This is a genomic window from Ensifer sp. LC163, from assembly GCF_001695855.1.
Taxonomy (GTDB): Bacteria; Pseudomonadota; Alphaproteobacteria; order Rhizobiales; family Rhizobiaceae; genus Ensifer.
Window position 1 is genome coordinate 37,642 of record NZ_MBSS01000020.1, and the last position, 20,833, is coordinate 58,474.

Consider the following 20,833-nt stretch of genomic DNA (forward strand, 5'->3'; position numbering starts at 1 on the left):
TCCGGGGCGGCTTGTCCAAAGGCACGTTATGGACATTTGCCTGCGCCCGATTGTGGGCGCAGGTCCGGGTAAGATTTTCGAACTGAAGTCAGAAGCGGGAGACAGACATGAACTTGAAGAAACTCCGAACCCTTGCTCTGCAGGCGGCGGTGCTTGCAGCGATTCCGAGCCTGACCCTTGCGCAGTCCGTGCTGTCGAAGGCCGAGCGCACCAGCGAAAGCATGGAGCCGGCGCTGGTGCATGCCGATCAGCAGGCCGCCGCGCAACAGAAGCTCGATGCGCTCTATAGCCAAATCGGCAAGCGGCCCAACATCGTCTGGCTGGTCGTCGACGATATGGGCTATGGCGATCCGGGTGCCTATGGCGGTGGCGCGATGATCGGCGCGGCGACCCCGAACATGGATCGCCTGGCGGCCGCAGGGCTGAAACTGACTTCGACCTATTCGCAGCCCACCTGCACGCCGACGCGTTCGGCGATCCTGACGGGCCGGCTTCCGGTCAGGACGGGCCTCACGCGCCCGATTCTCGCCGGGGACCACATCACGAAAAATCCGTGGGCCGACGAGATTTCGCTGCCCAAGCTGCTCGGCGATGCCGGCTACACCACCGTTCTTTCGGGCAAGTGGCACGTCGGCGAAGCCGAAGGCATGCGTCCACACGAAGTCGGCTTCGATGAGTTCTATGGCTACTACCCGGCGCAGAAGGAACTATCGCAGGCCTTCGACAAGCGGCGCTATCCGGACCTCGTGCTCAACCCGGAGCGGCTGGCGATGCTGCAGTCGGAGGGGGGCAGCGAGGCGCTGGTGCACGGTACAAAGGGTGGAGCGACCGAAGAGGTGCAGAAGATCGACAGCATCGAGGACGTCGCCGAGGGCGACCGCATCGTCAAGGAATTCACGGTCAAGAAGATCGCCGATCTCGCCAAGGCCGGCAAGCCGTTCTTCCTCGAACACGCCTTCATGAAGGTGCACGGCGACAACCACGCCTCGAAGGAATTCGAGGGCAAGAGTGGCAGCAAATATCCGTACAAGGACGCGGTCGTCGAGGTCGACGCCTATGTCGGCGAAATCGTCGAGGCGCTCGACAAGGCCGGCGTGCTCGAAAACACCTTCATCTTCGTCACATCGGACAATGGTCCGGATATGGGACAATGGCCCGACAGCGGCTTCACCCCGTTCAAAGGTTCCAAGACTACGCCTTGGGAAGGTGGCGTGCGCGTGCCGGGCATCGCCTACTGGAAGGGGATGATCAAGCCGGGCCGCGAGAGCGAAGGGCTCTTCGACCTCATGGACCTTTACAACACCTCGCTGGCGCTCGCCGGCATCAAGGACAAGATTCCGACTGACCGCTATATCGACGGCATCGACCAGGCGTCGTTCCTGCTCGCCGACGATGGCCAGTCCAACCGCGAGAAGGTCTACATCTGGGCGCAGACCGACCTGATGGCGATGCGGATGTACGAGTACAAGATCCACCTGAAGGTCGTGGAACTGAAGGGCAACTGGCTGTGGACCGACATGTCGACGATCAGCGACGTCGGTTTGGCGCCATGGCTCTTCAACCTCTACATCGACCCGAAGGAGGAATATCCCGTCGGCCACCGCCTGAACGCCTTCCTCGCGCCGATGGCGGCCGAGATGAAGGCGCATGCGGCGACCTTCAAGAAGTACCCGCCGAAGAACATCGGCCTTTGATTGGCTGCTCGCCACAAGGCCTGCAGACGCCGGCAGCATTCGGCTACGACGTCTGCAGAAAAATTCCGCACGACAACAGTTTAGGCACACGAGGGAGAAACAAACATGAAGTGCATGCGCGTCGGCATGGCGACCGGGCTGCTCGTCGGCCTCCTCTTCTCCATTGCCCCGAGTACTCCGGTGAACGCCGCCGACAAACGCACGCCGGCGCCGGAACTTGGGGCATTGCAAGGACGGGAGGCCCAGGCCTTCCAACTCGGCGTGAACGCGGTCATGTGGGGCTACCCGGCCGTGTTCTTCGAAGATCTGATGCGCGGACGCACCCCAGTCGATGCCGAAGAGAAGACCGGCAATCCGCGTGCGCAAGTTAACCAGTTCGGGCTGGTTCGGAACCTGCGCGGGCCGGAGTTCAAGCAGATCGCCACGCCCAACAACGACACGCTCTATGCGCAGGCCTTCTGCGATGTCAGCCGCGAGCCGCTTGTGCTCTCGGTGCCGGCGGTCGAGCCGGACCGCTACTATGTGATGCAGCTCTGGGACGTGAACGGCGACACCTTTGGCCATGTCGGTTCACGTGCAACCGGGCGCGAAGCTGGCCACTATGCGCTGGTCGGTCCCGGCTGGAAGGGTGAACTGCCGGCCGGCGTCAAGCGTATCGACAGTGAATACAACAACTTTGCCATCTGGGGTCGCATCGGGGTAAATGGTCCTGACGACGTCGAAAATGCCAGGGCGATTCAGGACAAGCTCAGGCTGACGCCGCTCAGCCAGTTCGGCAACTCTGAAGAGCAGGTGCCGCCGGATATGGAATTCTCCGCGCAGCGCGTCGCCTATGAGAAACCGGCCGATCTGCCCGAAGGACTGGAGTTCTACGACAAGCTCGCGCATGCGCTGAAGCACACGCCGCCAAAGCCCGCGCAAGACGCGGTCGTGGCCGATAGCCTTGCCTATATCGGCTTCCGGAACGGCAATACGGAGTTCGATTACAAAAGCCTGTCTGAACCGGAAATCACCGGACTGAAGAAGGCTTATCAGTTCGCCCTGCATGTCATGGACGTCAATGCCCAGACTGTCGGCGTTGCCGTCAACAACTGGCGCTGGAACCCGAAGTCCGGGATCATGGGCACGGACTATCTGTTCCGCGCCGCCTGGGCCAAGTGGTACACGGGCGGCAACGCATCCGAGGAAGCGATCTACATGGACGGCCGCACCGACGACAAGGGTGAGCCGTTCGATGGCAGCAGGAAGTACATGATCCGCTTCGAGAAGGGGCAGACGCCCCATGTCAGCGCCTTCTGGTCGCTATCGATGTACCATCTGTCCGACGGCTCCTTCGTTGAAAACCCGATCAAGCGCTACTCGATTGGTGACCGAACGCCGGGCATCACCACCGCCGGGGACGGCTCGCTGACGATTTACATTCAGCACGATGAGCCTACCGACCCGACCCACAAGGCCAACTGGCTGCCGGCGCCGGAGGGCGGCTTCTACATGAACCTGCGCCTCTACGGCCCGGATGACAGCCTGAAGAACGGAACATGGGCACCGCCGCCGGTAACAGTGGCGCAGTAGGTCCGGCTCAACGAACTCGATTGGACGGCCGGCCGGCCGCAATTTCAAGAGGCCGGATCTCAAATGTTTCGAAACCTGAAAGCGAGGGTTCAACATGAAAGTCACTCGGTTAAACTCATTGAAGAAGTCGATGCTTGCGGCTGCGGCGATCGTTGCCGGCGGGTTGGGCCTTGCGGCCGTCCAGGCGCCGTTGGTGCCAGCCGCACAGGCGCAGGATGCGGCAAAGCCCAACATTCTTGTCATCATGGCCGACGACATCGGCTGGATGAACGTCTCGTCCTACAGCGGCGACATCATGGGCGTTAAGACGCCGAACATCGACCGCATCGGCGAGGAGGGGCTGCGGTTGACGTCCTTCTATGCGCAACCGAGTTGCACCGCCGGTCGCGCTGCGTTCCTCACCGGGCAGTTGCCGGTGCGCACCGGCATGACCACCGTGGGTACGCCAGGCTCGCCCGCCGGCCTGCAGGCCGAGGACATCACGATTGCGGAAGTGCTGAAGTCGGCTGGTTATGCGACCGCACAGTTCGGCAAGAACCATCTCGGCGACCTCGACGCACACCTGCCGTGCAACCACGGCTTCGACGAGTATTTCGGTAACCTCTACCACCTTAACGCCAATGAGGATCTCGAGGACCCCGACCGCCCGGAAAATCCAGAGTTCCGGGCAAAATATGATCCGCGCGGTGTCGTTTCCTGCACAGCCGGCGGCCCGGTCAAGGACGAAGGGCCGTTGACGACCAAGCGCATGGAGACGTTCGACGAGGAGGCGCTCGGCAAGTCGATCAAATATCTCGATGACCGGGCGAAGGACGGCAAGCCCTTCTTCCTTTGGCACAATCCGACGCGCATGCATGTCTTCCTGCACATGAAGGACGAGCGCAAAGGGGTTTCGCGCGCCGGTAGCCAGGATGTCTATGGTGACGGCCTTGCCGAACTCGACGATCACGTCGGCCAGCTCCTCGTCGAACTCGACAAGACGGGTCTCTCCAAGAACACAATTGTCGTCTTCACGACCGACAATGGCGCCTACCAATACATGTGGCCGGAGGGCGGAACGACGCCATTCCGCGGCGACAAGGGCACGACCTGGGAAGGCGGCGTGCGCGCGCCCTTCATGGTGCGCTGGCCGGGTGCTTCGGGACGTCGTGTCTCATCCGAGATCGTCGACATGACCGACCTCATGCCGACGATGGCGGCGGCGGCGGGCGTCGATGATCTCGCGCCACGCCTGGCCAAGGGAGCATCCTTCAACGGCAAGGACTACAAGGTCCACCTCGACGGTTTCGACCAGGGCGCCTTTTTCCGCGGCGAGCAGGAGAACTCGAACCGCAAGTTCGTCTTTTACTATGACGAGACGGTGCTGACCGCGATCCGCTACGGCTACTACAAGGTGACCTTCTCGGCCAAGGAAGGCGGCAAGTGGGACAGCCCCCTGCAGAGCTATGGTCGTCCGCTGATCACCAACCTGCGGATGGATCCGTTTGAGCGTCAGGACGGCGACATCAACCGACAGCTCTCCGAGCACAAGACCTGGGCACTGACGCCGATCGTCAATATCGCCGTGCAGCACCTGGCAAGCTTCAAGGAGTTCCCGATCCGCCAACTCGGCATGAGCGCCGACGTCGGCAAGACCATCGAGGGCGTGCAGTCGCAGATCCTGAGGCTTCAGCAGACGCAGTAGTGGCGATGCCGATCGGCTAAGCCAAGCCGACCTGAGGGCGGCTTCGATTTCCCTGGCGCGCTTCGGCGCGCCAGGGCGCACGATCAATGCCCTTTAGGGGGCGCACCACATGGTCTGCTCGATGTCTGCCGGTGGGATGCACGATTGAAATGCGAAGAGGGGATTGAAATGAAGAAACATGCTGGCGCCATTGTCGCTGTCATGATGCTCGCAGCGCCGACAGCGCCGACAGCGACGCAAGCGGCAGAGGGCGGTGCCGGCTTTTACCTGCTCGGGACACGCGGACCCGGCGCGGCCATCCTGCCGCCTGCGGGCTTGTTCTTCCAGAACGACGTCTACTATTACCAGGGCGACCGCAGCCTGCCTCCGGACGGCCGACCTTGACAACGCGAAGCCGTCCCGTCCAGCGGGAGGCTGATCATGAAGCGCCTGCTCCAAAGCATCGAGGAGGAACCCGGCGCAGTTCAAACTTCTCGCCCAAATACGGCGTTCGGGATCGCGTTTCGAACAATTTCTGGGTCCTCGTCATTATGGACTCACATGGACTTCGGTTACAAGTCTCTGTGGCATCAGGCCCCCGCAACCAGATCAAACAAAAAGCCCGCAAGACAGAAATGTCGGCGGGCTTTTTGACGTTCTGGAGCCCGCAAATCCGCGCCCCCAAGTGACCTTGCCCCCAAGTTTTATCCGGTTTTGAGTTCGCTCCAGCGGTTTTTTGGTTGCTGCATTTGCGGCGGTAGCGACGGGTTGCGGTACTGACTTTAGCGACAGCAATGTCTCTGAAGGGAGTATCAAACCGACGGCAAATGGCAGATTCATTCGGATGTCGATCCGCTAAAAAAGTAGAGTGGGCGCAGAGCTCGCACGCTTGCCGCGAGTGCATCGCAGCTATGGAGAACGCTCAAACCAACCATTTCCAAGTGTTCCTGATCCAGCGGCAGCGTATCAAACGTGTGGTCGATCTCAGCGCTATGGGTTGGATCAAGGTCCCCATGAATTCTCAAAGTCCTGAACGTTGAGTTCGGAAGGCATGAACGATCTCGAATCTCATCGATCACACTGTCGGCAGGAGGAAAAGCCTCGAGAACCGCAATGTATCCGAGAAGCATGAGAGGATGATGGTGCTGAAGCCAATAATACTGGCTGCCGACCAAGCGCGCGACTTCGACGGAAGGGGTGATGGATAGAACCCGCCTGGGATCGCACCCTGCAGCCTCAAGGTCCTCGAGTGCCCAGGTATCGTGGTGCAGTTCTTCGGAAGTATGATGGCGATAGTACTCTCCCAGCAAGGCGGCAAGCTTATCGGTTCCTTCCAGTTGATCGCATCTGACCGCGGCGGATTGCATGAGGGGGACCGACGCCCGCATGATCTGATGCAGCAAGACGAGGAAAGCGATCGTCATTTCCCGTTGAGGCTCGGTTCGCCAAAGGTCGCCAAAAGCCGCCTTAAGAGCGGGCATGCAGAGTTCGATTCTACCCCTCACAACGACACTATTCGCTCGTCTTTCAAACATACCCATAGCGACACCAGCCCATGAACAACAAACAAACCCGGGAAATCCTAACTCATTCCAGATGCCTTTCAAGTTCAGAATGGTCAAAATATAAGTAGCTCTTTAGTATTAAAGAGTAGTACTGGACAGATAAGGGGTGGCATCCTATTGTTATTGAGAGGCATCCTCTCCCAAGATCACTGACAGCAATCTAGCAAGCATCGAAAACTACTCAGAGCCTGAGGAGATCACAAATGGCGGACTTCCAGTCAAATTTCGACAGGCTGAAGAATTCGAATGTCATTCCCGATGTGGACGCGAATTTGCTCCCGAAAGCGGTACATGATGCGATCGCAAACCTGGGCGACGCCGAAATGACGGTTCTCGAAAAGATAAGTAGTTCGACTGGGACCCACATATACCTCAACAATAACCATCAGGTCATCTGTGGATTCTGAATTCGTGGTGTCGTCCGCTCTGCTGGACCGGTGGCCGTTGTACGACCGCCGCAATGAGGGGCATAGCGCCTTAGAAGAAGCCAAACACAAGCTGCTCCTCAAATCAACAATCGAGCAAGTCCCGGTAACACGCATAGCCGACATCACACCACTCGACGTCCTGGGCATTCCTGTGTTTGCAGCGGTCACTCCCCTGGCACGAGATTTGACCACCCATCTGGGCAAAGGGGTGGACAAAGAAGCGGCTCGCATCAGTGCCATCATGGAGTCGATCGAGAGGGTTTGCGCAGAGGAGTTCGAGCGCGAGTCTCGATCTTCCACTTATCTTGAGCTTAAAGCTTCCGGTGCCTATGTTGCCGATCCTCTGTCCTTCGATCTTCCCCCTCTGACCAGTTATCGTCCAGATTCGCGGATTGAATGGGTCGAGGGTTGGGAATTCATTCGGGCTCGTCCGATCTGGGTTCCAGCCGACCTGGCGCGGTCTCCTGCAAAGGAAGGTATACTGGATCAGGTCGATACCAATGGCTTGGCCGCCGGGTTCACTTGTGGCCGGGCGGTACGCAGCGCGCTTCTGGAGGTTGTCGAACGGGATGCGGTCAGTCAGCACCACTTCTTTGAACAGTATGGACATGCGGGGGACGCCGGGCCTGCTGGACGCAGGATTGATCTGGATTCACTTCCTCCAATACCCAAGGCGCTTGCCGAGCGCGCCAAGGAATCAAAGCTGAGACTCATCCTGGAAGATCTGACGAGCGACCTTGACATACCAGTCATATCGAGCACGTTGATAGACCCGTCCTTTTGTAGTGCCGCGGGGCCGATGCCGCTGGTCGTTGCGGGGTGGGGCGCTGACCTTCAGGCCGGCGCCGCCGTTACACACGCTATCCTTGAGTCATTCCAATCAAGGCTCGGGGTCATTCACGGTGCCCGTGACTCGTACAACCAAGTCCCCCCTTCGCGGCGGGCCAGCGTATCCAAGCCCGGGATTCCTGTAGCCGAGCATCACTTCTCCACCATTGCCAATGCAAACTTGTCAGATCTTGAGTCAGAAATCGAATTTGTCCTGGAGAGGCTGAAGTCCGTCGGACTTACGCAGGTCATAGTGATTGACATGAGCCGAAAGTCGCTGGGCCTGCCCGTTGTGAGGGTGCGCGTACCCGGTCTATCGCTCTTTACGATCGACCACCGCCGGGTTGGCTGGCGAAGTGCAAGGCACCTGCTGTAATGGGCACGATGCGGATGCCGCCAGTCGTGTTTTTGGGGCCAAGTGCGCCCGCTTCGGACATCATGTCCATATTGCCAGGTGCGATCATAAGACCTCCAGCGAGGCGGGGGGACCTTTATGCTTGTCGCATCTTGAAGCACGAGTTCTTTCTGGTCCTGGACGGCGCATTTGGCAACGTACTTTCCATTTCGCCACGGGAAGTCGTTGACGTTGTCCAGGACGGGGCGGTCGTGGTCGGTGCCTCCAGCATGGGGGCGCTCCGAGCGGCGGATTGCTCTCCTGCAGGTGTGCATGGCGCAGGGATCATATTTCGGCTGTTCAAAGACCGGATAATATCCGCGGAGGACGAGGTGGCAGTCCTGTACCGCGAGGACAGGGCTTATCCGTCGCTTACGGAGCCATTGATCAATATGCGGATCGCGCTGCGGCGGGCCATAAGGAACGGTCTCGTAGAAGCAGCCGAAGCCGAGGAAGTTATCTCGGCAGCTCAATTGCTTCATTTTACTCTCAGGACCTGGCCCAGAGCCTATCAGAAAGCCGGGCGCCACCTCTCGGGCGAACTGCGCGACTTTTTAACGGCGATAGATACGAAGCGCACCGACGCCGTTCAGGCCGCTAACAAGGTCTTGAAATTACTAGAGGTTGATAGAGGTCCGCCCCGCGCATCCAGATCACCTCAGTTGTTTGGCCTTCTGGGCGATGGCAGGGAACGGGCCCCCGATGCGCTGAGTGGCGCGGATCGGCAACAGATTGAAGCCGAGTTCATCGAGTGGCTTTGCTGTTCCGGGCGGGGCTATCCACGGCTCGGCAATGAAATTGACTGGCTCATCGGAGAATTGAAGGTGCCGAATGCGTCGGTTTGGAATATTCTTGACGGCTCGAGCGAACTGCAGGCCGACCTGATGAGGTTCAACGTCTTTTGCAGGGCTGTCGCCGAAGCTCGGCGATGCGGCCTTCGGCCGGAAATGGAGGACTTCCGGCAAGCTGAAAGTCAACTGGCCAACGCCCATCGTGCCGGCTCATGGAATGAGCTCCTCAATTGCAAAGGAAGTGGTTCGTCTTTCTCCAAGCGCCTGAGCATACATTGCACTCAACTTGCTCTGACCAAATGCCTTCGACGGACATCCTTGTTCGGAGCGGCTCTGTCAACGAAGCCGAGAGAGGTTTTGTTATGGCACCCCCGGTAGAAAGCCAGACTCAATCGCCAGGCAACAGCGTTTGCATGCTCTTTACTGACATTGAGGGTTCGACAAACCTGGTGGATTCTTATCCCGACCTCTATGATGAGATGCTCCTTCGGCACAATGAGTTGCTGCGCAACGCCATCCAATCCTATGGTGGCGAGGAAATAAACGTTGTTGGCGACTCTGTTTTCGCACTCTTTCCTGGCTCCGCCCAAGGGGTTCAGGCAGCGATTGACGCCCAACTTGCTCTCAAGAAAGAAGAATGGGCTCAAGGATGCAAGCCATCGGTCCGGATGGGTCTGCATTCCGGAACTGTGAGAAGACATGATGTCACCGTGACCGGAATAGAGGTGCATCGTGCGGCTCGTATCGCATCGGTGGCACATGGAGGTCAGATCGTCATTTCGAACGTCGTCCGCGATGAGCTGGCAGAAGGCCTCATCGGAGCGACCGTAGAAGTGCGCGATCTCGGATTCCATCGCCTCAAGGATCTTCGATATCCTGAAGCGTTGTTCGATCTGGTGGTCCCGGGACTACCAAGCGAATTTGCGCCTATCTCATCGATCGGCGCGAATCGCACCAATCTCCCGTCCGATTTGCCGGTTCTCTACGGTCGGGGCCTGGAATTAGCCCGGTTAAATCAAATACTAGCGGATAAACAGAGCCGTATTATTACGCTGACAGGCGCCGGTGGCGTGGGCAAGACAAGCTTGGCGATCCGCGCTGGCAGATCAGCGCTAAGCTTCTTTTCACGGGGCGTGTTTTTCGTACAGTTGAGAGAAATTGACAACCCGGATCTGATCGGTTCGGAAATCTGCAAGGCCATAGGCCTGCAGGAGGTGCCCGGTATCTCCGCCATCGAAACGGTGTGCAACTCGCTGGGTGGCGCTGAGGTGTTATTGATATTCGACACTTTCGAGCATCTGGTCGAAGCTGCGCCGGTCATAAATGCCATTCGCAAAACATGTCCGGCGACCACCGTTCTGAGCACCAGTCGCGAGCCCCTCAAATTGCGCTCGGAGACGGAATTCGTCGTGCCTCCCCTCAGCGTACCGGACGAAGGGGAGGGCTTCGACCGGATTCTCGAGAATCCATCCGTGCAGCTCTTTGAGAAGTTCGCACGCCGCGAACGACCGGACTTCAGCTTGGGAGATGACACACTGGGGCCGGTATCCAGAATATGCCGGAGACTTGACGGGCTACCACTGGCGCTTGAACTGGCAGCCTCGCATGTAGGGCTCCTCAGTGTAGCGGAGCTGGAGGACCGTCTTCAATACAGTATGCAAGACCTTCGAAGCAGGGCGCGGGATAGTGATCCTCGTCACCGTACCCTTCGTCTGATGATCGGATGGAGCGACCATCTCCTGACGGAAAGCCAGCGCCGGGTTTTTTATGCATCGGCCGTCTTTAACGGCGGCTTCGATCTTCGTGCCGTCGTATCCTTGTTCGAGGACGAGATCGATGTCGTTGACCAGGTAGAAGCTCTTCTGGACAAAAGCCTATTGTTCAGAACGACAGCTCTGGGCCATCCGCGTCTCAACATGCTGGACACGGTTCGCGATTATGCGCTCGACAAGCTGCGCGGGTCGGGCGAGTACGAAACTATCCGTGACCGTCAGGCGGACCATTTTACCGAGCTTGTTCTGTCAGCCGCGCCAAACGTGATGAGGTTCAATCAGCGCGATTCTGTCGAGCACCTGATGCAAGAGTCTGGGAACATTCGGGTGGCACTCGAATGGCGGATGAGGCAATCCAGCGCCCTTCAATCCGCCAAGCTCATCGAGGCGCTGACGTGGCTTTGGATATCGAGGGGCCAGTTTTCGGAAGCGAGAACATGGTCGGACAAAGCTTTGCAACACGCGCGGACCACAGGTGAACCAGAGCCGCGGGCGCGAATTTTGAACTCAGCCGCCTTGATCCGGTACATGTCTGGTGAGCCTGAAACAGCGCGCGAAAGCGGCGTTGAAAGTCACCGTATCTACTCCGAGCTGGGGAACAAGGCCGGAATTGCGAGTGCCGGGATTATTGCCGGCATTGCCAAAGCCACCTCGGGTGACCCTGACGCAGGCGGCGCTTTGATCGTGGAATCACTCGAACTGGCGAAGCTCATCGGCGACGACCATGGAACCGTGCTTGCGCTTATTGCAATTGGGGAAGGAACACGCGCCGAAGGGGACGAGGCTGCTGCCGAAGCCTACTATCTTGATGCCCTCAAACTGCTCGACAAACTGGGTGACACCTATTGGCATGGCCACCTATTGCAGAACCTCGCCCATTTCAGACTGCACAGCAGCGATTGGAGGAACGCTGCGGCGTTCGCCGGCCGGGCCCTGGCTATCGGCGAGAGATATGACTACCCGATGGTAGTGAACCTCGCTGTCGCAGCGATAAGCGGAGTGCTCGCAGCGAAAGAGGATTGGGACGGTGCTGCAGAAATCATCGGGGCAGTGAATGGTCGTCTTGCTCGGCTGGGAGTCCGATTTGAGCCGACAGACGACGCCGATTTTCAAAGGATCGTGTCTGCGGTTCGCAAGGCATCAGGAAACAAACGATTCGCCCGTGTAAGCGGAAAAGGGGCTAAGCGCCAATGGGAGCAAATACTTTCGTCATGCCGCGCTGCCGTTGCAAGTTAGGCGCTATTGTAGGATCGTCTCTCGAATGGCGACACCGTCCGGTCAACTGTTCTAGATGCGGCGCGGAAGTGCAAGTCTCAGTGCTATCAGGCCCCGCAACCAGATCATAAAAAAGCCCGCAGGACAGCAATGTCCGCGGGCTTTTTGACGTTCTGAACCGCTGACCTTGCCCCCAAGTTTTATCCGGTTTTGAGTTCGCTCCAGCGGTTTTTGGTTGCTGCATTTGCGGCGGTAGCGACGGGTTGCGGTGCGGAGCCATTTCGGCTGCGCAGCACCGCATCACGTCGCGGGTTGACGGTCTGAGCGAACTCGGCAGGTGTCAGCCAGCCGAGGCCAGAGTGCGGTCGGTGATCGTTGTAGTCGCTGCGTAACCGGTGTCCCGCCCCCACGTTGTCCTCCCCGCGCTGATCTGTGATCGCCTTTCCATGGACGAGCGATAGGAGTTTCTCCATGGAGACTACATTGGAGGTTCTCACGACCAGGAAGTCTGGACGTGAGGTTCACCGGCACTGGCCGGACGAGGTGAAGGCGCAGATCGTTTCGGAGAGCGCCTTCGGCCCGGCGCGATGGTGAATGAGGTTGCAGAGCGGCATGGCCTGAAGCCGAACCACCTGTCCACCTGGCGAACAATGGCGCGGCAGGGCAAGTTGGTTCGGCCCGCACCCGAGGGCCCCGTGGAGTTCGCAGCGGTGATCGTTGATCCACCCGCTTCGGAGCCGACAATCAAAAAAGCCAGTCGTCCCGAGATCATCGTCGGTTCCGTCACTATCCGTCTGGAAGAAGGCGCGTCTGCCGCCCGGATCGCCGCTGTCGCGCGTGCCTGCGCGGTTCCGGCATGATCTTTCCATCGAACCGGGTTCGGATAATGATAGCGACCAAGCCAGTCGACTTCCGTAAGGGCCACGATGGCTTGGCGGCACTGGTCAGGAACCAGCTACACAAAGACCCGTTTACCGGAACAGTCTTCATATTCCGGTCGCGCAAAGCAGACCGATTGAAGCTGATCTACTGGGATGGCAGCGGTCTGGTGATGGCCTACAAGTGGCTGGAGGAGCACACGTTTACCTGGCCAGGTATCAAGGATGGCCTGATGACCTTGGGCCATGCCCAGTTCGAAGCGCTGTTTGCAGGCCTCGACTGGCGTCGGGTCCGTTCCGTTGAGGCGAGAGCGCCTGACACCATCGAATAGGTGCGTCACGATGACTCGGGCGGCAAATTCCGGCGGTGAGACGAGGCAGAATTTGATAAACTTCGACCATGTTGGACGCCGCCGATCTGCCCGACGACATTACTGCCCTGAAGGCGATGCTGATCGCGGCGCAAGCGCGTGAAGTCCGCAAGGATGAGCGGATCGAAAGGCTGGAGAAGCTGGTTGCCGCTTTCAAGCAGGCGGCCTTCGGTCGCAAATCCGAGACGACCGATCCCGAGCAGTTCGATCTGGCGCTGGAGGACCTTGAGGCGGCCATCGCTGCCATCCAAGCCGAAGAAGAAGCGGATGGCCCTTCTGGAAAGCAGCGCTCCAAATCCCGTGCAGCCAATCGCGGCTTTCTTCCCGCGCATCTTCCACGCATAGATGAGGTCATCGAGCCGGAAAGCCTGATCTGCGCTTGCGGCGGATGCCTGCATCGAATCGGCGAGGACGTGTCCGAGCGGCTGGACGTCGTCCCGGTGCAGTTCCGCGTCATTGTCACCCGTCGTCCTAAATATGCCTGCCGCGCCTGCACCGACGGCATTGCTCAGGCTCCGGCCCCAGCACGACTGATCCAAGCCGGGTTGCCGACGGAGGCGACCATTGCGCATGTGCTGGTGTCCAAATACGCCGATCATTTGCCGCTCTATCGGCAGGCCCAGATCATGAGCCGCCAGGGCATCGATCTCGACCGCTCCACGCTTGCCGATTGGGTTGGTCGGGCAGCTTTCGAACTGCGTCCGGTCTTCGACGCGTTGATTGCCGATCTGAAGCGCTCGACCAAGCTGTTCATGGACGAGACCCGTGCGCCGGTACTTGATCCCGGCTCCCGTAAAACCAAGACCGGATACTTCTGGGCACTTGCTCGTGACGACCGACCATGGGGCGGAGGTGCGCCGCCGGGTGTGGCCTTCACCTATGCTCCAGGTCGCGGCGGGCTACATGCCGAACGAATATTGCAGGGCTTCTCAGGCATTCTGCAGGTCGACGGCTATGCCGGATACAACAGGCTGATCGCACCGGACCGTGTTGGTCCCGACATTCGGCTTGCCTATTGCTGGGCACACGCGCGTCGAAAGCTGGTGGAGATCACCCGCAACGGACCTGCGCCGATTGCCGAAGACGGCGTGAAGCGGATTGGCGAACTGTATCGGATCGAGGCCCACTTGCGTGGTCTTGATCCGCAAACCCGCCTCGCCGCAAGACAGGAGCGATCAGCCGCGCTGGTCACCGACATGGAAACATGGCTCGCCCACCATCGTGCACGTGTGGCAGCCAAGTCCCCACTCGGCGAAGCCCTGAACTACATCGTCAAGTACTGGAACGGTCTGCGGCTATTCCTGACCGACGGCCGCATCGAGCTCGACAACAACAGCGTCGAGCGAACCATCCGACCGATAGCCCTCAATCGGAAGAATGCGCTCTTTGCAGGCCACGACGCCGGGGCCGAAAACTGGGCCGCCATCGCCTCGCTCGTTGAGACCTGCAAGCTCAATGCCGTTGATCCGCAGGTCTACCTGGCCAGCACGCTCACCGCCATCGTCAACGGCCACAAGCAGAGCCGGATCGATGACCTGCTTCCTTGGAATTATCCCGCCAAGGTGTGATCGCTCGCGACGAACTGAAGAGTTTGCTTGGTACTATTTGCCGTTACGTACTAGGCAAAGTTGTCGTCGGCTGTCATTTTCCCCTTTAGCTAACATCTAAGGGACTGCAATGATGAAGTTGGTAGTGGTAATCCTTGCGCTCCTATGTGCTTCCATGCCCGTCCAGGCGCAAGACCTCTCTTCCGACGAGCTTGCCGAGCGGGTGGTGGAGCGCCGCGCCCTCGAGGCGGTCATCTGGGGCATGCCGGCCGTTAACTACGACCTCATGTACCAGGCGATGGTGCGCGATGCCAAAGGCGCCCCCAACCAGATCGTTTACTGGTCGCGCCTTCTGGATTGGAAGAACCAGACACTGACCCCGAACCCGGACGCGATCTACCTCATGCCCTTCTTCAACACGAAGGACGTTGGGCCGGTGGTGCTCGAGATTCCGCCCGCCGGCGACGGGTCGATCACCGGCTCGATCATGGATGGCTGGCAATCGCCGCTCGAAGACGTCGGTCCGGCTGGCGTCGATAAGGGCAAGGGTGGCAAATACCTCATCCTGCCTCCCGGCCACGACGAGAAGGTTCCCGACGGCTACATCGCCCTGCCATCTGAAACCTACGGCGGCTATGCGTTGCTGCGCTCCATTCTCAAGAGCGGCAGCGAGGCTGACATCGCCAAGGCTGTCGCCTACGGCAAGCGCATCAAGCTCTATCCCCTGTCGCAAGCGGCCAATCCGCCGGCGACGACCTATGTCGATGCGATCGATGTCGTGTTCGAAGCCAATATTCCCTATGACCAGCGCTTCTTCCAGTCGCTGGACCGCTTTGTGCAAAGCGAGCCCTGGCTCCTGCGGGACAAGGCGATGATCGATCCGCTCAAGTCGATCGGCATCGAGAAGGGCAAGCCGTTCACCCCCGACGCGAAACGGCAGGACATCCTCAAGCAAGCTGCACAGGAGGCGCGCGCATCGCTCGATGCGCGATACGAAGCGGCCCTTTCGTCACCTTATTTTTCTGGCACCCAATGGGGCCTGCCGGTTGCGACCGGCGTTGTCACGGAACTGGCAGAGTATTTCTCGAAGCCCGACACCTACTCCTGGGATGACCGCGGCTTGCTGTTTTATTTCGTCTTCAGCGGCATCAAGCATCTGGGTGCGGGCCAATTCTACCTGTTTGCCATCAAGGATCGGGACGGCCAGTTCTTCGACGGCGGCAGCACCTACCGCCTGACGGTACCGGCAGACGTGCCGGTAAGGCAGTACTGGTCCGCGGTCGTTTATGACCGCGCGACACATGCGCTTATCCGCAACCTGCCGTCGTCCAGCCACTCCTCCCTGAACCCGGGACTACAGAAGAATGCCGATGGTTCGGTGGACCTCTACTTCGGCCCCGAAGCGCCGGCCGGCAAGGAGTCGAACTGGATACCGACTGGCGCGGGAGGGTCCTTCGAGATCTGCTTCCGCTTCTACGGGCCCGAGAAGCCGTTGTTCGACAAGGCCTGGAAGCTGCCGGACATCGAAAAAGTAAGGTGAACAACCCTCGCCCATAAGGCGAGAGGTTCGAGAGAGGTCGATCTGAAATCGACTATCTCTATGCGAAACGACCAATTGGAGGACCACCATGAAACTTACCGCACTTGCTTCGGTCGCTATCGCATTGATGCCGATAACGCCTGTCGCGGCACAGGACACATCATCCTCAAAGCCGTACGCGTTCGAGCGCGGGTATCCAACGCGCGAGACCGTCCAGAAAGCCTATGACGATGCCGATCTGAACCGCGCCATCCAGGCGTATCGGTTCTTCTATCCGACCATCTCCGCGATCGGAATGGCCAAGGGAATGCAAGAGCAGGGCATCGTCACCAACTCGGTGATTGGGGTGATGCAGGCGACACCGAAACAGATCGCCTATACGCCGAACTCCGATACCCCCTATGCGCCGACCCTTCTCAGCCTCAAGGATGGCCCGATCACGATCGAGATGCCGCCTGGCCCGCTGATTTGCGTTGCAATCGATTTCAACATGCGGTGGGTGGCCGACATGGGAGTGCCTGGCCCCGATGCGGGTAAGGGCGGCAAGCATATTCTCCTGCCACCCGGATATACCGGTGAAGTGCCCTCCGGCTACCACGCCTGGAAGTCCACGACCAACGGCCTGATGATCGTCGTCCGTTCGCTGCCGGTCGGAGGCGACATCAAGGGCTCTGTCGACCGCATCAAAGCGATCAAGATCGAACCCTTGAGCCGGCCAGCGGGCTGGACGCCGCTCAAATGGGTCGACACGGGTGACGTTCCGACGAAAGCCTCGCCTCAGGCGCTGGGTTGGGACGGCAGCTTCAAGTATTGGGAAGTCTTGCACGAAGTCATTGAAAGCGAGCCGGCCTTCGAAAGCTACCGCGCCATGTACGGCGAACTCGCTGTGCTTGGCCTCGTCAAGGGCAAGCCGTTCGCGCCCGATGAGCGCATGAAGCGCATCCTCGAACAAGCCGCCCGGATCGGCGATGCGCAGATGCGTGTCCAGTCCTTCGCCGACCGTCGACCCGACCGTTTCGCCTGGCCGGATCGAAAGTGGGAATGGGCCGCGTTGCGTTCGGAAAACGGCGACTTCGATATGCCGACCTACGTCGATCTGGATGCACGCGAGAAGTGGTTTTATCAGGCGACCGGCGCGTCACCCGCGATGTTCCGGCGATCGGAGGGCGCGGGCTCCCTCTATTGGCTCGGGCTTCGCGACAAGGACGACGCCTTCCTCGACGGGGGCAAGACGTACAAATTGACCGTGCCCTTGCCTGTTCCGAACAAGCTCTTCTGGTCGGTGACGGTCTATGACGCCGAAACGCGAAGCGAGATCGTGACGGACCAGGGCAAGGCCGCACTGCGATCATTGTTCGAACTCAAGGACAAGGCCGGAGAATCTGTCGACCTGTACTTTGGACCGGCAGCGCCGGCTGGTCATGAAAACGAATGGATCAAGACATCGCCGGGCAAGGGCTGGTTCACCTATTTCCGCATCTACGGACCCGAGAAGCCCGCATTTGACGGTAGCTGGAAACCCGGCGACTTCGAAGAGGTGAAATAGTTCGAATTTCGATCCAAAGCGATCCTGCGAGCCGTTGGCATTTTGATTTTCTACTAGCTGGGAAACAGCGGGGCGTCAGCGCTTGCTCAACGTCGATGGAGAGTCTTCAGTGAAAGACCGGTAAGGCAGCGTGACGGTTCAGATGAACGATGACCACTTCTGATGGATAGTAGCCATAGCGCCCGACCGTTGTTGGAATTTTACACCAAGTATCGCATCCGTCTTGCCCAGGTGTGAGTGGCACACCGCTTACGTCGCTGCGCCAGTTTGAAAGCGCTGATCGAGCATGGGCCAGTGACGAGAAGAGGGTTTCATATTTCAACGGGGCAAGGTCAGCCGCAAGTATCCCGATATCGAACTGCATATCTCCAGCGGCCCGACCGGCGACATCATTCGTGGACTGAAAACGGCCAGATCAATCTCGGCTTCATCCGGCCGGTCGAAAACATCGGCTGTTTGCGTTTCTTCTCGATCGCGCACGAGCGTTACCTGCTGGCGGTGGAAAAAGCCAATGCGCTGCTTGCCCGCAGCCGTCCACCGGGCGGCCGCTCACGCTGGCCCTCCTGCGGCAATTTTTTACCCGTCAAGCCGTGCGAGAACAGGCTCTCGCAGCGCGGCTGCCTGAACCTGTTACGCTCATATTTCTTTGGGCGTTTGGCTTGCAGGCCAGTCCATCAAAACTTCGTCTGACCCCATCGGTTCATTGCTCGTGTTACCAAAGGACAGAAGTTGTCGCGCTCGAACGAGATCACGCGGCAACGTCCTCCGAATGCCGAGTTGAAGAATGGACCTTTCGAAAATCAAAACCCTGATCGACTTTGTCGGGCGATCAAACGTCACGGAATTGACCGTGACCGAGAAGGGCATAACCGTCCGGATCTTTCGGGAGCGGGGCAGCGAGAGCGTCTCCGGCCAATCCACCGTTGCCTCTCCTCACGGTGCTCGGCCAGTTGGCGTGGCTGGGGACTCCCAAGCGTCCGGTGCATTGTCCACCGTCACGTCGCCGATCTTCGGAGTGCTCCATGTCGCGCCCTCTCCCGGCGAGGCCGCCTTCATCAAAGAAGGTGACGAAGTCGAAGAGGGCCAGACGCTCTTCATCATCGAGGCGATGAAGGTTTTGAACCGGATCGCTGCGCCCCGTGCCGGCCGTATCACCCGTATCCTAGTGGCGGATGCAACCGAGGTTGAGGCCGGCCAACTGCTTGCGGAGATCGCGTGATGCAGGATCGGCCCGACCAGTCACAACGTCGCTTCGACACGGTTCTCATCGCCAATCGCGGCGAGATCGCGCTCAGGATCCAGCGCGCCTGTCACGCACTCGGGCTTAAGACCGTGGCCGTATGTTCGGAAGCTGACCGCGATGCGCTCTATGGCCAGAGTGCGGACGTGTTGCTTTGTATTGGCCCCGCAGCTGCAACGAAGAGCTATCTCAACAAGGACGCGCTTCTGCTTGCGGCTCGGCTTTCCGGCGCTGGAGCAGTTCACCCGGGTTACGGGTTCCTGTCTGAAAACGCCGCCTTCAGTGCGGCGGTCGAGGAGGCGGGTCTCGTCTTTGTCGGGCCAGATGCATCGGCAATCGCAACGATGGGTGACAAGATCGCGGCAAAAAGCGCGATGATGGCCGCTGGCGTTCCCTGCGTACCCGGTCCTGACCAGGAACTGCCAAACGACCCGGCGGCGATCCGCAAAATCGCGACTGAGATTGGCTACCCCGTGATCATCAAGGCCGCCGGTGGTGGCGGCGGACGCGGCATGCGGGTCGTGGCGAACGAGACGGCGCTCGAGGAAGCCGTCACACTCACGCGCGAAGAGGCGCGCAAGGCTTTCGGTTCGCCGGCGCTTTACATGGAGAAGTTTCTCCAGCATCCAAGGCATATCGAAATCCAGGTGCTGTGCGACACGCATGGCAATGCGGTCTGGCTCGGCCACCGCGATTGCTCCATGCAACGCCGTCACCAGAAGGTAGTGGAGGAGGCGCCGGCACCCGGCATTGCAGACGACCTTATTGATGCGGTCGGCAGCGCCTGCGTCGCGGCTTGCAAACAGATCGGCTACCGTGGCGTCGGAACCTTCGAATTCCTGTACGAGGGTGGCGCGTTCTATTTCATCGAAATGAACACCCGCCTCCAGGTCGAACACCCGGTCACGGAGATGACGAGCGGGGTCGACATCGTTCAGGCGCAGCTCAAGGTGGCGCTCGGCGAGACGCTGACGATTACGCAGGAGAACATCCGCTGCGTTGGCCACTCCATCGAGTGCCGCATTAATGCGGAGGATCCGACGACGTTCATGCCTTCCGCCGGCGTCATCACCGGGCTGAGGCTTCCAAGTGGTGTGGGAATTCGTGTCGATTCGCACGTCTTCGAAGGCTACCGGATCTCACCCTACTACGACTCGCTCGTCGCCAAGCTGATCGTTCACGGCGAAACGCGCGCCGAGGCGATCGCGAGAATGCGCGGGGCGCTTGCCGAGCTAAGCATCGAGGGCATCGCCACCAACCTTCCTTTGCTTCGCACTCTCCTTGAGGATCAAGGCTTCGCGCGCGGTGAAACGGACATCCACTACCTGGAAAAGTGGTTGAAGGAACGGAGCGCGGCATGAGCCAGGTGGATTTCACGGACCCCGCCACGATCGCTGAGCTGACAGCGGCTCTCGAAGCCGCCGGCGTCGACGGTCTTGAGATCGAACGCCCGACCCAAGGTGTTCGTATTCTCCTTGCACGCGGACGGTCGCCTATTGTCGATCGCACGGCCGAAGATCGGTCCGCCGTTGTTCCTGCATCGTTCGTGGCCGTGAAGGCGCCGATGGCGGGTGAATTCCTGTCGCACGACATCTCGCGGTCCGCCGCGCCGGAAGATCACCCGCAAGAGGTGGAGAGCGGCGACGTGATCGGCTTCGTGAAAGTCGGCCCGATCCTGCTTCCGCTTGCCGCACCTGCTTCCGGCCAGATCGTACGGCATGTGGCAGAGCATGGCGCGATCGTCGGCTTCGGCGACCCTCTCTTTGAAATCGAGCCTCGATCATGAACG

18 protein-coding genes and 2 pseudogenes are annotated in these 20,833 nt (G+C 59.5%); 18 read left to right on the top strand and 2 right to left on the bottom strand.

Going from position 1 to position 20,833, the window contains the following annotated elements:
* Positions 1–107: 107 nt before the first annotated feature.
* From BC360_RS17355 to BC360_RS31655, 4 genes are all read left to right on the top strand, one after another.
* Positions 108–1,694, top strand: coding sequence for an arylsulfatase (locus tag BC360_RS17355; RefSeq protein ID WP_065796199.1), 1,587 nt, complete (start codon positions 108–110; stop codon positions 1,692–1,694).
* A 105-nt stretch (positions 1,695–1,799) separates the two neighbouring features.
* Positions 1,800–3,266 (top strand): DUF1254 domain-containing protein, encoded by a 1,467-nt coding sequence (locus tag BC360_RS17360; RefSeq protein ID WP_065796201.1) that lies wholly within the window; start codon positions 1,800–1,802, stop codon positions 3,264–3,266.
* 130 nt (positions 3,267–3,396) lie between these two features.
* Positions 3,397–4,950: an arylsulfatase gene (locus BC360_RS17365; RefSeq protein ID WP_083222612.1), complete on the top strand. Its 1,554-nt coding sequence runs from the start codon at positions 3,397–3,399 to the stop codon at positions 4,948–4,950.
* 168 nt (positions 4,951–5,118) lie between these two features.
* A complete protein-coding gene (locus BC360_RS31655; protein WP_065796205.1) occupies positions 5,119–5,334 on the top strand; it encodes a hypothetical protein in 216 nt (71 codons plus the stop codon).
* 431 nt (positions 5,335–5,765) lie between these two features.
* On the opposite strand, the gene BC360_RS17375 is transcribed toward BC360_RS31655, so the two are convergent.
* Entirely contained in the window at positions 5,766–6,410 is a 645-nt protein-coding gene (locus tag BC360_RS17375) for an iron-containing redox enzyme family protein (protein ID WP_244512763.1), read from the bottom strand.
* Between the two features lie 287 nt (positions 6,411–6,697).
* On the opposite strand from BC360_RS17375, the gene BC360_RS17380 reads away from it, so the two are divergent.
* The 4 genes from BC360_RS17380 to BC360_RS17395 all read left to right on the top strand — a co-directional run bounded on the left by BC360_RS17380 (position 6,698) and on the right by BC360_RS17395 (position 11,943).
* Positions 6,698–6,901: a hypothetical protein gene (locus BC360_RS17380; protein WP_065784164.1), complete on the top strand. Its 204-nt coding sequence runs from the start codon at positions 6,698–6,700 to the stop codon at positions 6,899–6,901.
* Between the two features lie 37 nt (positions 6,902–6,938).
* Positions 6,939–8,126 carry a YcaO-like family protein gene (locus BC360_RS17385; RefSeq protein WP_244512764.1) on the top strand — a complete coding sequence of 396 codons (1,188 nt, stop codon included), beginning with the start codon at positions 6,939–6,941 and terminating at the stop codon, positions 8,124–8,126.
* A 62-nt stretch (positions 8,127–8,188) separates the two neighbouring features.
* On the top strand, positions 8,189–9,313 hold the full coding sequence (locus tag BC360_RS17390) for a TfuA-like protein (RefSeq protein WP_244512769.1): 1,125 nt from the start codon (positions 8,189–8,191) through the stop codon (positions 9,311–9,313).
* The gene (locus tag BC360_RS17395; protein WP_065796211.1) at positions 9,298–11,943 is read left to right on the top strand and encodes an adenylate/guanylate cyclase domain-containing protein; all 2,646 of its coding nucleotides are present in this window, start codon (positions 9,298–9,300) and stop codon (positions 11,941–11,943) included. Before BC360_RS17390 ends, BC360_RS17395 begins: the two co-directional genes overlap by 16 nt.
* 179 nt (positions 11,944–12,122) lie before the next feature.
* Here BC360_RS17395 and BC360_RS17400 read toward each other — a convergent pair.
* Positions 12,123–12,311 (bottom strand): annotated as a pseudogene (locus tag BC360_RS17400) (IS3 family transposase); the annotation flags it as partial.
* A gap of 82 nt (positions 12,312–12,393) precedes the next feature.
* On the opposite strand from BC360_RS17400, the gene BC360_RS32980 reads away from it, so the two are divergent.
* The 10 genes and pseudogenes from BC360_RS32980 to BC360_RS17440 all read left to right on the top strand — a co-directional run bounded on the left by BC360_RS32980 (position 12,394) and on the right by BC360_RS17440 (position 20,830).
* A complete protein-coding gene (locus BC360_RS32980) occupies positions 12,394–12,516 on the top strand; it encodes a hypothetical protein (protein ID WP_274533930.1) in 123 nt (40 codons plus the stop codon).
* Entirely contained in the window at positions 12,510–12,782 is a 273-nt protein-coding gene (locus BC360_RS17405; RefSeq protein ID WP_208858191.1) for a transposase, read from the top strand. The genes BC360_RS32980 and BC360_RS17405 overlap by 7 nt, the downstream gene beginning before the upstream one ends.
* The gene (gene tnpB, locus BC360_RS17410; RefSeq protein WP_065796215.1) at positions 12,779–13,132 is read left to right on the top strand and encodes an IS66 family insertion sequence element accessory protein TnpB; all 354 of its coding nucleotides are present in this window, start codon (positions 12,779–12,781) and stop codon (positions 13,130–13,132) included. The genes BC360_RS17405 and tnpB overlap by 4 nt, the downstream gene beginning before the upstream one ends.
* A 68-nt stretch (positions 13,133–13,200) precedes the next feature.
* A complete protein-coding gene (gene tnpC / locus BC360_RS17415) occupies positions 13,201–14,739 on the top strand; it encodes an IS66 family transposase (protein WP_065796217.1) in 1,539 nt (512 codons plus the stop codon).
* Between the two features lie 109 nt (positions 14,740–14,848).
* Entirely contained in the window at positions 14,849–16,258 is a 1,410-nt protein-coding gene (locus tag BC360_RS17420; protein ID WP_065796219.1) for a DUF1254 domain-containing protein, read from the top strand.
* Between the two features lie 88 nt (positions 16,259–16,346).
* On the top strand, positions 16,347–17,804 hold the full coding sequence (locus tag BC360_RS17425; protein ID WP_065796220.1) for a DUF1254 domain-containing protein: 1,458 nt from the start codon (positions 16,347–16,349) through the stop codon (positions 17,802–17,804).
* A gap of 328 nt (positions 17,805–18,132) precedes the next feature.
* A pseudogene (locus BC360_RS30900) lies at positions 18,133–18,323 on the top strand (LysR substrate-binding domain-containing protein); the annotation flags it as partial.
* A gap of 265 nt (positions 18,324–18,588) precedes the next feature.
* A complete protein-coding gene (locus tag BC360_RS17430) occupies positions 18,589–19,023 on the top strand; it encodes an acetyl-CoA carboxylase biotin carboxyl carrier protein (protein WP_065796221.1) in 435 nt (144 codons plus the stop codon).
* Positions 19,023–20,405, top strand: coding sequence for an acetyl-CoA carboxylase biotin carboxylase subunit (gene accC / locus BC360_RS17435; protein WP_065796222.1), 1,383 nt, complete (start codon positions 19,023–19,025; stop codon positions 20,403–20,405). The genes BC360_RS17430 and accC overlap by 1 nt, the downstream gene beginning before the upstream one ends.
* Positions 20,402–20,830, top strand: coding sequence for a hypothetical protein (locus BC360_RS17440; RefSeq protein ID WP_065796223.1), 429 nt, complete (start codon positions 20,402–20,404; stop codon positions 20,828–20,830). The genes accC and BC360_RS17440 overlap by 4 nt, the downstream gene beginning before the upstream one ends.
* Positions 20,831–20,833 lie beyond the last annotated feature (3 nt).

Coding starts and splice junctions, on each gene's coding strand:
- BC360_RS17425 (WP_065796220.1), top strand. CDS start 16,347: ATGAAACTTACCGCACTTGCTTCGGTCGCTATCGCATTGATGCCGATA.
- BC360_RS17365 (WP_083222612.1), top strand. CDS start 3,397: ATGCTTGCGGCTGCGGCGATCGTTGCCGGCGGGTTGGGCCTTGCGGCC.
- BC360_RS31655 (WP_065796205.1), top strand. CDS start 5,119: ATGAAGAAACATGCTGGCGCCATTGTCGCTGTCATGATGCTCGCAGCG.
- tnpB (WP_065796215.1), top strand. CDS start 12,779: ATGATCTTTCCATCGAACCGGGTTCGGATAATGATAGCGACCAAGCCA.
- accC (WP_065796222.1), top strand. CDS start 19,023: ATGCAGGATCGGCCCGACCAGTCACAACGTCGCTTCGACACGGTTCTC.
- BC360_RS17395 (WP_065796211.1), top strand. CDS start 9,298: ATGGCACCCCCGGTAGAAAGCCAGACTCAATCGCCAGGCAACAGCGTT.
- BC360_RS17380 (WP_065784164.1), top strand. CDS start 6,698: ATGGCGGACTTCCAGTCAAATTTCGACAGGCTGAAGAATTCGAATGTC.
- BC360_RS17360 (WP_065796201.1), top strand. CDS start 1,800: ATGAAGTGCATGCGCGTCGGCATGGCGACCGGGCTGCTCGTCGGCCTC.
- BC360_RS17375 (WP_244512763.1), bottom strand. CDS start 6,410: ATGCCCGCTCTTAAGGCGGCTTTTGGCGACCTTTGGCGAACCGAGCCT.
- tnpC (WP_065796217.1), top strand. CDS start 13,201: ATGTTGGACGCCGCCGATCTGCCCGACGACATTACTGCCCTGAAGGCG.
- BC360_RS17405 (WP_208858191.1), top strand. CDS start 12,510: ATGGTGAATGAGGTTGCAGAGCGGCATGGCCTGAAGCCGAACCACCTG.
- BC360_RS17390 (WP_244512769.1), top strand. CDS start 8,189: ATGTCCATATTGCCAGGTGCGATCATAAGACCTCCAGCGAGGCGGGGG.
- BC360_RS32980 (WP_274533930.1), top strand. CDS start 12,394: ATGGAGACTACATTGGAGGTTCTCACGACCAGGAAGTCTGGACGTGAG.
- BC360_RS17420 (WP_065796219.1), top strand. CDS start 14,849: ATGATGAAGTTGGTAGTGGTAATCCTTGCGCTCCTATGTGCTTCCATG.
- BC360_RS17355 (WP_065796199.1), top strand. CDS start 108: ATGAACTTGAAGAAACTCCGAACCCTTGCTCTGCAGGCGGCGGTGCTT.
- BC360_RS17430 (WP_065796221.1), top strand. CDS start 18,589: ATGGACCTTTCGAAAATCAAAACCCTGATCGACTTTGTCGGGCGATCA.
- BC360_RS17440 (WP_065796223.1), top strand. CDS start 20,402: ATGAGCCAGGTGGATTTCACGGACCCCGCCACGATCGCTGAGCTGACA.